Here is a 12,918-nt window from a genome sequence, read left to right as displayed (position 1 = left end):
CCTGCGAGGGGTTAGATATTACTAAGCGGTAACTTATGCAGTCCGTCTGAGACTACCCCCATCCTCCGTCGCACTGTAGCCAGGTGCGGGGTGATCTGGGTCGCTGAGGGTTGCCTTAAGATCCGAACGTGTTATTCATCTCAAAAGTGGATATACGGCACTAACCTAGCTCCGTGCTGTACGGGATCGCCGCCGCCACCACCGCCCTCCTCCTCGCCGCCTTCCTCTCGGCGCTCTTCCGGCTGCCCGCGCTGCGCCTCGGCGTCATCGACCGTCGGCGGCAGCGGCCCCTGCCGTTGTTCGGCGGTCTGGCCGTCGTCCTCGCCACCTGCCTGGTCGTGGCCGGCTGGGAGTGGGCGGGGGTCGCCCCGCTCGGCCCCGAGATCAGGCGGCTGCTGATCGCCGGGGGTGCCGTCGCCCTGCTCGGGCTGGTCGCCGACGTGCGGCGGGTGAAGGCGCGGTTCCTGGTCGGCGGTACGGCCGTGGCGGCGGCCTGCGTGGTGCCGTACGGCGACACGGGCTTCCTGCTGGGGGTGCCGGCCGTCGGCCTGATCGTCCTCGTCACCGTCGGTTTCAAGGCGCTCGACCACGCGGACGGGCTGGCCGGCACCGTCGGGGTCGTCACCGCCTTCGGTGTCGGTGTGCTCGCGGCGGCCGAGGTGATGGACGAACTCGCCGTGCTGCTCAGTGTGCTGGCCGCCGCGCTGACCGGGTTCCTCATGCACAACTGGCCGCCCGCGCGCATCGGGTTCGGGTCGTGCGGGTCCCTGTTCGTCGGGTTCATGGTGGCGGCGTCGGCCGTGATGACCCGGGCCGGACGCGATCCGGTGTCGAGCGTGGGCATCCTCTACTCGCTCACCGCCCTCGCCACCGCCGACGTACTCCTCGTGACGCTGTCCCGGCGACTGGCCGGGCGGCCCCTGCTGCGCGGCGCACCCGATCACCTCGCCCACCGTATGCGCCGCCTCGGCCTCACCCCGCAGGGCGCGACCGTCCTGCTGGGGGTCGCCGCCTTCGCCGGGGTGCTGGTCGGGGTTCTCGTGCACATGGGATGGCTCGCGGTGTCCGGGTTGTACTGGGTGGCGGCGGTCGCCCTCATCGCCGTACTCGGACTGCTGCGGATCAAGGTCTACGGGCCTCGGCGTCAACCCTATTTCCCCGTGGGGGATACCACGCGGACGTCCACTCACGTCACATCTACGCAGGTCAGAGCCCAGTTGCGTGTAAGGAACGGATAAGAGTTGAGTGGGGTCGACTCAGCTCTGTTGACCGGGCGGGAGGCGTCATGCACACTTGAGTCCGTTCCACTCAAGTCAGCTGGAGGAATCAACCATGGCACGTGCGGTCGGCATCGACCTGGGCACGACTAACTCCGTCGTCAGCGTTCTCGAAGGCGGCGAGCCCACCGTCATCACCAACGCCGAGGGTGCCAGGACCACGCCGTCCGTCGTCGCCTTCGCCAAGAACGGCGAGGTGCTCGTCGGCGAGGTGGCCAAGCGCCAGGCGGTCACCAACGTGGACCGGACCATCCGCTCCGTGAAGCGCCACATGGGCACCGACTGGAAGATGGAGCTCGACGGGAAGCCCTTCAACCCGCAGCAGATCTCCGCCTTCATCCTCCAGAAGCTGAAGCGGGACGCCGAGTCCTACCTGGGCGAGAAGGTGACCGACGCGGTCATCACCGTCCCGGCGTACTTCAACGACTCCGAGCGCCAGGCGACGAAGGAGGCCGGCGAGATCGCCGGTCTGAACGTCCTGCGCATCGTCAACGAGCCCACCGCGGCCGCGCTCGCGTACGGCCTCGACAAGGACGACCAGACGATCCTCGTCTTCGACCTCGGCGGCGGCACCTTCGACGTGTCCCTGCTGGAGATCGGCGACGGCGTCGTCGAGGTGAAGGCCACCAACGGTGACAACCACCTCGGTGGTGACGACTGGGACCAGCGCGTCGTCGACTACCTGGTGAAGCAGTTCGCCAGCGGCCACGGCGTGGACCTCGGCAAGGACAAGATGGCCCTCCAGCGCCTCCGCGAGGCCGCCGAGAAGGCCAAGATCGAGCTGTCCTCCTCCACCGAGACCTCGATCAACCTGCCGTACATCACCGCCTCCGCCGAGGGCCCGCTGCACCTGGACGAGAAGCTCACCCGGGCTCAGTTCCAGCAGCTGACGGCCGACCTGCTGGAGCGCTGCAAGACCCCGTTCTTCAACGTCATGAAGGACGCCAACGTCTCCATCAACGAGATCGACCACGTCGTCCTCGTCGGTGGCTCCACCCGCATGCCCGCCGTCGCCGAGCTCGTCCGCGAGCTGACCGGCGGCAAGGACGCCAACAAGGGCGTCAACCCGGACGAGGTCGTCGCCATCGGCGCCGCCCTGCAGGCCGGTGTCCTCAAGGGTGAGGTCAAGGACGTCCTGCTCCTCGACGTGACCCCGCTGTCCCTCGGTATCGAGACCAAGGGCGGCATCATGACCAAGCTCATCGAGCGCAACACCACGATCCCGACCAAGCGGTCCGAGATCTTCACGACGGCCGAGGACAACCAGCCGTCCGTGCAGATCCAGGTCTACCAGGGCGAGCGCGAGATCGCGGCGTACAACAAGAAGCTCGGGATGTTCGAGCTGACCGGTCTGCCGCCGGCCCCGCGCGGTGTCCCGCAGATCGAGGTCGCCTTCGACATCGACGCCAACGGCATCATGCACGTGACCGCGAAGGACCTCGGCACGGGCAAGGAGCAGAAGATGACCGTCACCGGTGGCTCCTCGCTGCCGAAGGACGAGGTCAACCGGATGCGCGAAGAGGCCGAGAAGTACGCGGAGGAGGACCACGCCCGCCGCGAGGCCGCCGAGACCCGCAACCAGGGCGAGCAGCTCGTCTACCAGACGGAGAAGTTCCTCAAGGACAACGAGGACAAGGTCCCCGGCGAGGTCAAGACCGAGGTCGAGGCCGCCGTCGAGGAGCTGAAGACCGCGCTCAAGGGCGAGGACACCGCCGAGATCCGCACGGCCACCGAGAAGGTCGCCGCGGTCTCCCAGAAGGTGGGCCAGGCCATGTACGCCGACGCCCAGGCCGCGCAGGCCGCGGGCGGCCCCGAGGGCGCCGCTCCGGGTGGCAAGGCCGCTGACGACGACGTCGTCGACGCCGAGATCGTGGACGACGAGCGCAAGGACGGTGCCGCGTAATGACGGAGGAGACCCCGGGCTTCGAGGAGAGGCCCGACGTCCCCTCCGGCGCGACCCCTGACGACGCCGAGTCGAAGGCCGCAACCTCGTCGAACAGCGAGGGGGCGGCCCCGGCCGGGGACGGAGCAGCAGACGCGGGCCTGGTGGCCCAGCTGGACCAGGTGCGTACGGCGCTCGGTGAGCGCACGGCGGACCTCCAGCGGCTCCAGGCCGAGTACCAGAACTACCGCCGCCGTGTGGAGCGGGACCGGATCACGGTCAAGGAGATCGCCATCGCGAACCTCCTGACCGAGCTCCTGCCCGTGATCGACGACATCGGCCGTGCGCGGGAACACGGCGAGCTCGTCGGCGGATTCAAGTCCGTCGCGGAGTCGCTGGAGACCGTCGCGGCGAAGATGGGCCTGCAGGCGTTCGGCAAGGAGGGCGAGCCCTTCGACCCGACGATCCACGAGGCCCTGATGCACTCCTACGCTCCGGACGTCACCGAGACGACCTGCGTGGCGATCCTGCAGCCCGGGTATCGCATCGGCGAGCGCACCATCCGCCCCGCGCGGGTGGCCGTCGCCGAGCCCCAGCCGGGCGCGCAGACCGTCAAGGCCGAGGAGGCGACCGAGGCAGCGGGCGACGACAAGGAGAACGGTGGCCCGGACGAGGGCTGACGTTGAACTGACGGGAAACCCGATCAGGGAGGAGGGACGTCGGGGATGAGCACCAAGGACTTCATCGAGAAGGACTTCTACAAGGTCCTCGGCGTCCCCAAGGACGCCACCGAAGCCGAGATCAAGAAGGCGTACCGCAAGCTCGCCCGCGAGAACCACCCGGACGCCAACAAGGGCAACGCCAAGGCGGAGGAGCGCTTCAAGGAGATCTCCGAGGCGAACGACGTCCTCGGCGACCCCAAGAAGCGCAAGGAGTACGACGAGGCACGCGCCCTCTTCGGCAACGGCGGCTTCCGTCCGGGGCCGGGCGGCGCCGGCGGCTCCTTCAACTTCGACCTGGGCGACCTCTTCGGAGGCGGCGCCCAGGGCCAAGGGGGTTCCGGCGGCTTCGGCGGCGGAATCGGTGACGTATTCGGCGGCCTGTTCAACCGCGGCGGCACGGGCGCGGGCACCCGCACCCAGCCCCGCCGCGGCCAGGACATCGACACCGAGGTCACCCTCAGCTTCACCGAGGCGATCGAGGGAGCGACGGTCCCGCTGCGGATGTCCTCGCAGTCCCCGTGCAAGGCCTGCGCGGGCACCGGCGACAAGAACGGCACGCCCAGGGTGTGCCCGACCTGTGTCGGCACCGGCCAGGTGGCCCGGGGTTCGGGCGGCGGCTTCTCGCTGACCGACCCCTGCCCGGACTGCAAGGGGCGCGGCCTGATCGCCGAGCACCCGTGCCTGGAGTGCAAGGGCAGCGGCCGGGCCAAGTCGTCCCGGACGATGCAGGTCCGCATCCCGGCCGGGGTGTCGGACGGCCAGCGCATCCGGCTGCGCGGCAAGGGCGCACCCGGCGAGCGCGGCGGCCCGGCGGGCGATCTGTACGTCACCGTGCACGTCGACGCGCACCCGGTGTTCGGCCGCAAGGACGACAACCTCACGGTCACCGTCCCCGTGACGTTCACGGAGGCGGCGCTCGGCGGCGAGGTCAGGGTCCCCACCCTGGGCGGACCGCCGGTCACCCTGAAACTGCCGCCCGGCACGCCCAACGGCCGTACGATGCGGGCGCGGGGCAAGGGCGCGGTCCGTAAGGACGGCACCCGCGGCGACCTCCTGGTCACCGTCGAGGTGAGTGTTCCGAAGGACCTGACGGGGAAGGCTCGTGACGCGCTTGAGGCGTATCGCGAGGCGACCGCGGACGAGGACCCGCGGGCTGAGCTGTTCCAGGCCGCGAAGGGAGCTTGATCGAGATGGACGGCCGTCGACGCAATCCGTATGAACTGACCGAGGAGACCCCGGTCTACGTCATCTCGGTGGCGGCCCAGCTCTCCGGCCTGCACCCGCAGACGCTGCGCCAGTACGACCGCCTGGGCCTGGTGTCTCCGGACCGCACCGCCGGCCGGGGCCGCCGCTACTCGGCCCGCGACATCGAACTGCTGCGTACCGTCCAGCAGTTGTCGCAGGACGAGGGCATCAACCTGGCCGGCATCAAGCGCATCATCGAACTGGAGAACCAGGTCGCCGCGCTCCAGTCCCGGGTCGCCGAACTCCAGTCGGCCCTGGACGGCGCGGCGGCGACGATGCAGCAGCGCGAGGCGGCGGTGCACGCGTCGTACCGCCGGGATCTGGTGCCGTATCAGGAGGTGCAGCAGACCAGCGCGTTGGTGGTCTGGCGGCCGAAGCGGCAGCAGTCGTCGGACTGACGGCGCGCGCACGCGGACGCGCACGCGGACAGCGGACAGGGAAGGGGCCCGGAGAGTGAACTCTCCGGGCCCCTTCCCTGTGCCCCGTGTACCTGGGTCAGGCGGCGGGGGCGGTGACCGTCCAGTCGCCCGCCGGGACGGACTCGGTGCCGTCGGCCTGCACACCGGTCACCCAGTAGAAGGACGTGGTGCCGCGCCGCGCGCCCGTGTCGAAGTACGTGAAGGCGCCGGCCGGGAGTTCGGCGATCTTCTCGTACGTGGCGGAGGCGGGGTTCCACCGGTAGACGCGGAAGCTCTCCGCCGGGTCGGCGGACTCCTCCTCGCCCGCGCCGAGCCCGGACCACGTGAGCTGGTTGCCCTCGTCGCCCTCCGCGCCCGTCGCCGTCAGGTGCAGCGGGGAGCCCTCGGGCGTCGCCACGCTCGGCGTCATGTCGAGCTCGGTCGCGGTCACGGCCTGGACGCCGTCGTCGCTCCACTTGATGGCGGAGTTCCCGTCGTCGTCCACGGCGTCGAGGAAGAAGCAGACCTCGTCGCCGTCCGGGAGCGTGGTGTACGCGAAGGACGTCTCGTCGGGGGAGACGTAGTCCGACACGGTGCCATAGCAGACCTGTTCGTCGCCCTCGTCGCCCAGGAGCTCGCCCCAGTAGACCCGGTAGTGCTGCAGATCCTCGGCCGGGCTCTTGTCCCAGTCCAGCTGGAAGCCGTACTCGGTCGGGGTGACGCTCAGCCCGGAGACGAGCGGCGGCGGGTCGTTGTCCCAGATCTTGCCCCGCTGGGGCTCGGACCGCGCGGACTCGTTGCCCGCCGCGTCGACGGCCGACACCCGGTAGTAGTAGACGGTGTTCTCGGCGGCCGAGGTGTCCAGGTAGGTGAGCTGGTCCGTGCTCCCGACCTTGGCGTACGTGCCGTTCTCGCTCGCCGCGCGGTAGACGCGGTACGACGCCGCGTCCGCGACCGCGTCCCAGCCGACCTGGAGCCCGCCCGTGCCGCCGGTCGGGGTCACCTCGCCCGTCGCGCGCGTGATGGTGGGTACGCCGGGGGCGACCCGGTCGGCGGTGGTGACGGCTTGGTCCGCCGTGCCCGTCGACTCGTTGCCGGCCTTGTCGTAGGCGCGGACCTCGTAGTAGTAGGTCGCGCCGGTCACCGGGAGGGTGGCGTCCGAGTACGTCGAGGAAGCGGTCGTCGCGAGCGGCGTGCCGCCGAACGGTGCGCCCTTCAGGCGCCGGTAGACGCGGTAGCCGGCGAGGTCCATTTCCTTGTTCTTCGCCCAGGTCAGCTTCGCCTTGCCGGTCGAAGCGTCGTACGACGCCGAAGTCGCCGTCGGAGCAAGGGGCTTCACCTTGTCGACGTCCGCGGACGTGCGGGGCGCGTAGGCGAACTTGACGTTCGCCGTCCCGGTCCAGTTGACGAAGTCGACGCGCAGGCTGTGCTTGTCGGCCGGGATCGTGACGTTGACGGTCTTCCTGACCGTCGTGGACACGTTCTTCCAGAGGTCGATCTTGAGCTTGCCGTCCAGATAGACGCGGATGCCGTCCTGGGCGGAGGCGGTGAGGGAGAAGGGGCCGCCGGAGCCGAAGTCGCGGGTCAGGCTCCAGCGGACGGAGAACTTGTCCTTCGGGAGGCCGGATGCCGGGGCGCCGGTGCCCCAGTTCTGGTCGACGGCGGTGTCGCAGTCGGTCTTCTTCGGTGTACCGGAGAAGGCCGTGTTCGCGAAGAACTGTCGCTTGAAGACCGGTGACGTGCAGGTCACGGCGGCGGAGGCGGGTGCGGTGGTGATGGTGAGCAGTCCGCCTGCGATAGCGAGCACGACGCCGGCTGCGGCCCCGGCGGTCGTGCGTCTGGCTGGGTTCATCGGGTCCCTCGGTCGTGTTCGGCGACGGTGATGATCAACCGTCGCCGAACAGGACTCGCGGGGTCCGGAATTGGTTGTACGGAGGGGCTAGGGGTGAGGCCTGGGGTCAGGGGTGTGGGGCCAAGGGTCTGACAGGAAGTGGTTCTTGGCGTGCAGGATCCTGACAGTGATCGCTCTGGAAGCGGTTCGTGTGCGCTGGCAGAGTCGTGGACATGGAAAACAGGGGGAACACGGGGATTGCGGGGAACACGGGGATGACGACGACCAAGGCCGTCATGAGAAGAGGGCTTCCGGTGCTCGCGCTGGCTCTGATGGTCGCGTTGCCCGTGAGTGCGGCGGTGACGATGGAGGTCGGGGGCGGGCCCTCGGTCCAGGTGGCCGTCAACGGGTGGCAGTGAACGGAGTGGATGAGGCTGTGGAGTTCCAGGACGTGGTGCTGGTCCGTAGGACAGCCGGTGATGCGCCTGCGGCGACCGCAGTGATCAGGGTGATCGGTACGTTGCCCGAGGGTTGGGGGCACGACTGGCGACTCGACGAGGACGGGGGCCGGATCCATCTGCGGATCCGGCCCCCGTCGGGGTCGTCGGGGACTGCGGGTGCTGCGGTGCGGGCGTGGTTGGCCGGTGTTCTTGAGGATCCGGCGCTGCGTGCGTGGCGTGCGGAGGGGGCGGAAGGGGGCGGCTGACGGGAGTTCTCGCCCCCGCCGCCCCTACCCGTCCCATCCTCCAGGGGCTCCGCCCCTTCGACCCCGCTGGGGCCCTGAAGGGGCCTCGTCCTCAAACGCCGGACGGGCTGAAAGACACAGGCCGGGAAGTTGTCAGATCCAACCCCGTTCGCGGGCCAGCAGCGCTGCGTGGGGGCGGTTGCTGGCGTTCAGGGTGCGGAGGATGTCGGCTACGTGGCGGCGGTAGGTGCGTAGGGAGATGCCCAGTTCGCGGGCGCCGATCTCGTCCTTTGTCACTCGGCACATGGATTTGAGGACCTCCAGCTCCATGGGGGAGAGGGGGATGGATGCCGAGGGCGGGGTGTCGCGTAGGTGGGACAGGTCCGTGGCCTGGTCCCAGATTCTTTCGAAGAGGGACAGGACGCTGGCCACCAGGCCCGGTTCCTGGGCCACCAGGGCGCCGCGTGAGGTGTCCGCGGGGTTCGCCGGGACCAGGGCGGTGTGGCGGTCGTAGACGAGGATGCGTTCGGCGATGTCGGGGGCGGTTCTGATGCTGGCGCCCTGGGCGGACAGTTCGTGCAGGTAGGCCGCGGTCGGTGGGTCGTCCAGGGCTTCCTTCAGTACGACGTTGCGGATACGGACGCCCCGGCGCAGACAGCGGCTGTCGAGCGGGCGCGCGTGCTCGATGTTCTCCGGGGTGAGCGCCTGGTAGGGCTCGACGGAGATGATCTCCTCGCGGGCGAAGAACGCGAGGTCGTCGATGCGGTTGCGGATCTGCGTGAGGTTCGTCATCCGCTCCACACCACCGCCTGTCGGCAGGTGCGCGCTCTGCTCCGCACGGAGTTCCGCGACCAGGTTGCGCCCCCTGGTCACCTGCTGCAGCTCATGGTGCAGCTCGCTCAGTCTTCGGTCGGTGAGCAGCCCGACCGCGATCTCCGGGTCCGCCGCCGTCAGGCCGCCTTCCGGAGCGTCCTCGTTCTCGTCGTCCGCGCGGCGGAGCAGGCCCAGCTCCGTCAGTCGCTCCAGCGCGGCGCGGACGTCGCCCCGTCGTGCGTGGAGGAGCAGATGGATGTCCTCCGTCGGCGTACCCGGATGTCTCAGGAAGTGCCGGTAGACGCGTTCCTCCAGTGCGGAGAGCCCCAGCAGGTCCATGGTGCCCGCATTGTTCATCCTTCCCCCTGCGCTTCTTACGGCTGGTCAGGCCGTGGCGATGTGGAATCCACCGAATTGATTCGGACACAGGGTAATGCGCTGGTCAAGAGCTTGGGCGGCGCGACGTGCGGAGTGCGGTCGGCAGGATGGTGTCGACCGCGTGCAGCAAGTTGCTGTGTACGGGTCCCGCTCCGCGCCCCGACCCTTGGCAGGCTGGAATCCGTCGGCCAAGAACCGACGGAAACGCCGGCCACGAGCCGACGGACCGCGACACGACCGCACACGATCTGGGGGAAACACATGACTGTTGTCGTACGGGAGGACGCGCTCGACTTCGCCGCGCTGACCGACCGCGAGCGCGAGGTCCTGCTCCTGCTCGCCACGGGGGAGCAGAACCGGTGGCTCGCCCGCCGGCTGGGCATCGCGGAGCGCACGGTACGGGCCCACACCGCCAGCATCGTGCGCAAGCTCGACCTCAAGTCACGGTTCGAGGCGGCGATCGTCTCGCACCTCTACGCGGACGACATCAGGGGGCACGACACGGATGGCCGCGCCGCCGCGTAGTGGCGGTGGCGGTGTGGTGACAGGGAAGGGCCCCTCCGGTACGGCGCCGGAGGGGCCCTTCCCTGTCGTTCCGCCTTGTCCCGGCGGGGCTGCGGTCAGCCCGGGGTCATGTCGCCGACCATCTCGATCGCGATCATCCACCAGGGCTGGGCGCCCGTACCGAAGGCCACGGCGAGCGCGTAGCCGAGGGCCGCGTCCAGGGGCTCCGGCTCGGCGTCCTCGCGCCACTCGGCGATCACGCTTCCGTCGCCGTCCGAGGAGAAGTCGCCGATGTGCTGCTCGTCCCGCAGCAGACGGCTGCCCGGGATGGAGTCCGGCACCAGACGCCAGGCGTGGTCCGCGTGACGGACGTCGACGCGGTACGAGCGACGGCTCAGCCGTCCCTTGGCGGGGTCGAGGACGGCCTCCTCGCCGTCCACGGTCAGTGTGAGCAGGCTCCCTTTCCGGGTGCCGACCGGGATGTGGTCCTCGGCCTCGGTCCCTTCCGCACGGAACAGTTCGATCCGCGGCACCGACTCGCCCTCGACGGTGACCTCGCCCAGCTCGGTGTCGAGCCGGACCGTTATCGCGCCGAACCGGTCGTCCTCGACGAGGGTCTCGACGACGGGGTTCTTCTCGTACTCGTCGTCGTCCTCGTACTCGTCCTCGAACTCGTACTTGTCGTCGTACTCGTCGTGGTCGTCCGACCGGTCCGTGGTCGCGGGTGCGGGTGCGGGTGCCGGGTTCTTCGGCATCTGGTCTTCCTTCGCTGTGTTGCTTCTGACGGGTGGTCAGTGGTGCGTGTCGGACGCCGTACGGGGTCGCGTACGGACGTCGTGGGGTGCTCTCACGCTCCCGTTGCCGTCAGCTGGGTGGCGGCGAGGTCTCGGTACAGCCCGTCCCTGCCCAGCAGTTCCCCGTGCCGACCATGGTCGCGCACGCGGCCGCCCGCCAGCAGCACCATGTGGTCGGCGGAGGTCACCGTGGAGAGCCGGTGGGCGATCAGGACGACGGTGCAGTGCTCGGCGGCGCGCTCCACGGTCTGCCGCAGCGCGGTCTCGCTCAGTCCGTCGAGGTGGGCCGTCGCCTCGTCGAGCAGCAGCACCTGCGGGCGGCGCAGCAGGGCGCGGGCGATGGCCAGGCGCTGGCGTTCGCCGCCGGACAGGGCGAGACCGCGGGTGCCGACGTGGGTGTCGAGGCCCTCGGGGAGGCGGGCGACGAGCGAGTCGAGCAGGGTGTCCCGCAGGACCCGGTCGACCTCCGCCTCGCCGGCGTCGGGGGCGGCGTACAGCAGGTTCTCGCGGAGGGTGCCCGCCAGCATGGGGGTGTCCTGCTCGACGTACGCGATCCGGCGGCGCACCTCGGCGCGGCTGAGGGTGGCGATGTCGGTGTCGTCGAGCAGGATGCGGCCGGAGTCCAGGTCGTAGAAGCGCTGGAGGAGTGAGAAGACGGTCGTCTTGCCGCTGCCGGACGGGCCGACGAGCGCGGTGACGCCGCCCGCCGGAGCGGTGAGGCTGACGTCGTCGAGGGTGCCGGTGCGGCCCGGGTAGGCGAAGGTGGCGTTCTCCAGCGTGACGCGGGGCGGCGGGCCGACGGGGCGGGCCGGGGTCTCGTCCACGTCCGTCTCGGTCTCCATGTGCCGCACCTCCTCGATCCGGGTGAGCGCGCCGAGGCCCTGCTGGAGGGAGGTCGTGCCGCCGACCAGGGCGAGCACCGGGCCGCCGAGGTTGAACAGGTAGAGCAGGAAGGCGATCAGCGCGGCCAGGTCCAGGGTGCCGGTCGCGACCAGGGCGCCGCCGAAGCCGATCACCGCCAGGAACGAGGCCTGGACGACCAGGGAGGAGAGCACCGCGATCGTGGCGTGGTAGCGGGCGCCGGCCAGGCCCGCCCGGTAGGCGTCCTCGGCGGCGGCCACGGCCCGCGCGGTCTCCGTCGCCTCGCCGCCGTTGGCCTTCACGGTGCGGGCGGCGCCGAGCGAGCGGTCGAGGGCGGCGCCGATCTCGCCGACCGACGTCTGCGCGACCGTGGTGACCTGCCGGATCCGCGGCATCACCACGCCCATGGCGACACCGACCACCAGCAGGACGCCGGAGGTGATGCCGAGCAGCGGCAGACTGGTCATGCCCATCAAGACGATGGTGGCCAGCAGATGGATGCCTCCGTCGAGCAGCTGGATGACCCCGCTGGTCGCCGCGTGCTGCACGAGCGTGCTGTCCGAGGTCACCCGGGTCGTCAGGCCGCCGGGCTCGGTCTTGTCCAACTCGCCGGTACGCAGCCGGATCAGACGGTGGATCAGGCCCTTGCGCACCTGCAGGACGACCTTCTCCGCCGTGCGCTCGCTGAGCAGGGCCTGGGCCCAGGTGAGGACGATCGAACCCGCCAGCAGGGCCAGCATCAGCAGGATCTCGTCGCGCAGGCCCTGGCCGGTCATGAGCGCCGTGAGCGCCGATTCCACGACCATCGGCTGGGCAAGCCCGGCCGCGCTGCCCGCGAGGGTCAGCACCAGGACCAGCAGGAGGACGCGCCGGTGCGGGCGCGCGTGGGCGAGGAGGGCCCGAAGCGGCGGCCGGGGCGCGGGCCGCGGGGCCTGGGTGGTTGCGGATTCAGGTGTGTTCACCCTGATCTTTTTACGCGGGCGGGCGGGGGCGGCGGTATTGGCGGTTGCGGCAGTGCCGTTCTCGGTCATGCCGTTCTCGGTCATGCCGATTCCGGTTATGCCGACTGCGGTCATGCCGTAACTGACAATAGCGGGCGGCTTTTCGGCTGAGCCATATTTCTCATGTCCACAGCGGACAGCAGCGGCGGGCCGCAGCCGAAAGGCGAACGGCCGTAATACGCCTCTGAATTCATTCCGCGAGCTTCCAAGGGCTCGCGACACCAAGGGAGAGACTCATGCAGTCGACGCAGAACGAGAAGGACCTGTTCGAGGGCTACACCGCCTACACCTCCGCCGAGGAGCTGGGCCTGTACGACGGCAAGGACGCCGCGCCCGCGTTCAGCCCGACCATCCCGTGGGCGATCCGCGCGACCATCATCACGGCCCGCTCCTCGCAGCAGTGCGCCGCGGCCATCGGTTCGCTGACCGCCAAGACCATCGAGAACAAGTGCTGACGGGACACCCCGAGCAGTGACCCGCGGGGAGGGGCCGGTGCCGGCCAGGCCGCCGGCCCCTCCCCGGGCAAA

At 69.9% G+C, this 12,918-nt stretch carries 12 protein-coding genes; 8 read left to right on the top strand and 4 right to left on the bottom strand.

Annotated elements, in window-relative coordinates; translation table 11 throughout:
* The first annotated feature begins 173 nt into the window (after window positions 1-173).
* From BLU79_RS28340 to BLU79_RS28320, 5 genes are all read left to right on the top strand, one after another.
* The gene (locus BLU79_RS28340; RefSeq protein WP_093908749.1) at window positions 174-1,238 is read left to right on the top strand and encodes an MraY family glycosyltransferase; all 1,065 of its coding nucleotides are present in this window, start codon (window positions 174-176) and stop codon (window positions 1,236-1,238) included.
* Window positions 1,239-1,332: 94 nt separating this feature from the next.
* Complete coding sequence (gene dnaK / locus BLU79_RS28335) at window positions 1,333-3,180, top strand: molecular chaperone DnaK (protein ID WP_093908748.1); 1,848 nt, start codon at window positions 1,333-1,335, stop codon at window positions 3,178-3,180.
* Complete coding sequence (grpE, locus tag BLU79_RS28330) at window positions 3,180-3,839, top strand: nucleotide exchange factor GrpE (protein ID WP_093908747.1); 660 nt, start codon at window positions 3,180-3,182, stop codon at window positions 3,837-3,839. The genes dnaK and grpE overlap by 1 nt, the downstream gene beginning before the upstream one ends.
* 45 nt (window positions 3,840-3,884) lie before the next feature.
* On the top strand, window positions 3,885-5,066 hold the full coding sequence (dnaJ, locus tag BLU79_RS28325; protein WP_093908746.1) for a molecular chaperone DnaJ: 1,182 nt from the start codon (window positions 3,885-3,887) through the stop codon (window positions 5,064-5,066).
* 5 nt (window positions 5,067-5,071) lie between these two features.
* Window positions 5,072-5,524, top strand: coding sequence for a heat shock protein transcriptional repressor HspR (locus BLU79_RS28320; RefSeq protein ID WP_093908745.1), 453 nt, complete (start codon window positions 5,072-5,074; stop codon window positions 5,522-5,524).
* Window positions 5,525-5,621: 97 nt separating this feature from the next.
* Here BLU79_RS28320 and BLU79_RS28315 read toward each other — a convergent pair whose 3' ends face one another.
* Window positions 5,622-7,376 (bottom strand): PA14 domain-containing protein, encoded by a 1,755-nt coding sequence (locus BLU79_RS28315; RefSeq protein ID WP_093908744.1) that lies wholly within the window; start codon window positions 7,374-7,376, stop codon window positions 5,622-5,624.
* Between the two features lie 254 nt (window positions 7,377-7,630).
* Between BLU79_RS28315 and BLU79_RS48375 the strand changes: the two genes are divergently transcribed.
* A complete protein-coding gene (locus BLU79_RS48375; protein WP_177001210.1) occupies window positions 7,631-7,774 on the top strand; it encodes a hypothetical protein in 144 nt (47 codons plus the stop codon).
* 419 nt (window positions 7,775-8,193) lie between these two features.
* Here BLU79_RS48375 and BLU79_RS28300 read toward each other — a convergent pair whose 3' ends face one another.
* Window positions 8,194-9,210 carry a helix-turn-helix transcriptional regulator gene (locus BLU79_RS28300; protein WP_093908741.1) on the bottom strand — a complete coding sequence of 339 codons (1,017 nt, stop codon included), beginning with the start codon at window positions 9,208-9,210 and terminating at the stop codon, window positions 8,194-8,196.
* A gap of 282 nt (window positions 9,211-9,492) precedes the next feature.
* On the opposite strand from BLU79_RS28300, the gene BLU79_RS28295 reads away from it, so the two are divergent.
* Window positions 9,493-9,756, top strand: a complete 264-nt coding sequence (locus BLU79_RS28295) for a helix-turn-helix domain-containing protein (protein ID WP_093908740.1) — start codon at window positions 9,493-9,495, stop codon at window positions 9,754-9,756.
* A gap of 95 nt (window positions 9,757-9,851) precedes the next feature.
* Here the strand turns inward: BLU79_RS28295 and BLU79_RS28290 are convergent, their stop codons facing one another.
* Window positions 9,852-10,490: a hypothetical protein gene (locus tag BLU79_RS28290; protein ID WP_371131952.1), complete on the bottom strand. Its 639-nt coding sequence runs from the start codon at window positions 10,488-10,490 to the stop codon at window positions 9,852-9,854.
* Between the two features lie 92 nt (window positions 10,491-10,582).
* On the bottom strand, window positions 10,583-12,466 hold the full coding sequence (locus BLU79_RS28285) for an ABC transporter ATP-binding protein (RefSeq protein WP_256333500.1): 1,884 nt from the start codon (window positions 12,464-12,466) through the stop codon (window positions 10,583-10,585).
* A 161-nt stretch (window positions 12,467-12,627) separates the two neighbouring features.
* Here BLU79_RS28285 and lxmA point away from each other — a divergent pair, with 161 nt between their 5' ends.
* Window positions 12,628-12,846: a lexapeptide family class V lantibiotic gene (lxmA, locus tag BLU79_RS28280; protein ID WP_093908739.1), complete on the top strand. Its 219-nt coding sequence runs from the start codon at window positions 12,628-12,630 to the stop codon at window positions 12,844-12,846.
* The last annotated feature ends 72 nt before the right edge of the window (window positions 12,847-12,918 follow it).

It is taken from the genome of Streptomyces sp. cf386, assembly GCF_900103585.1.
In the GTDB taxonomy this organism is placed as follows: domain Bacteria; phylum Actinomycetota; class Actinomycetes; order Streptomycetales; family Streptomycetaceae; genus Streptomyces.
This window is presented reverse-complemented; position numbering and strand designations above follow the sequence as displayed.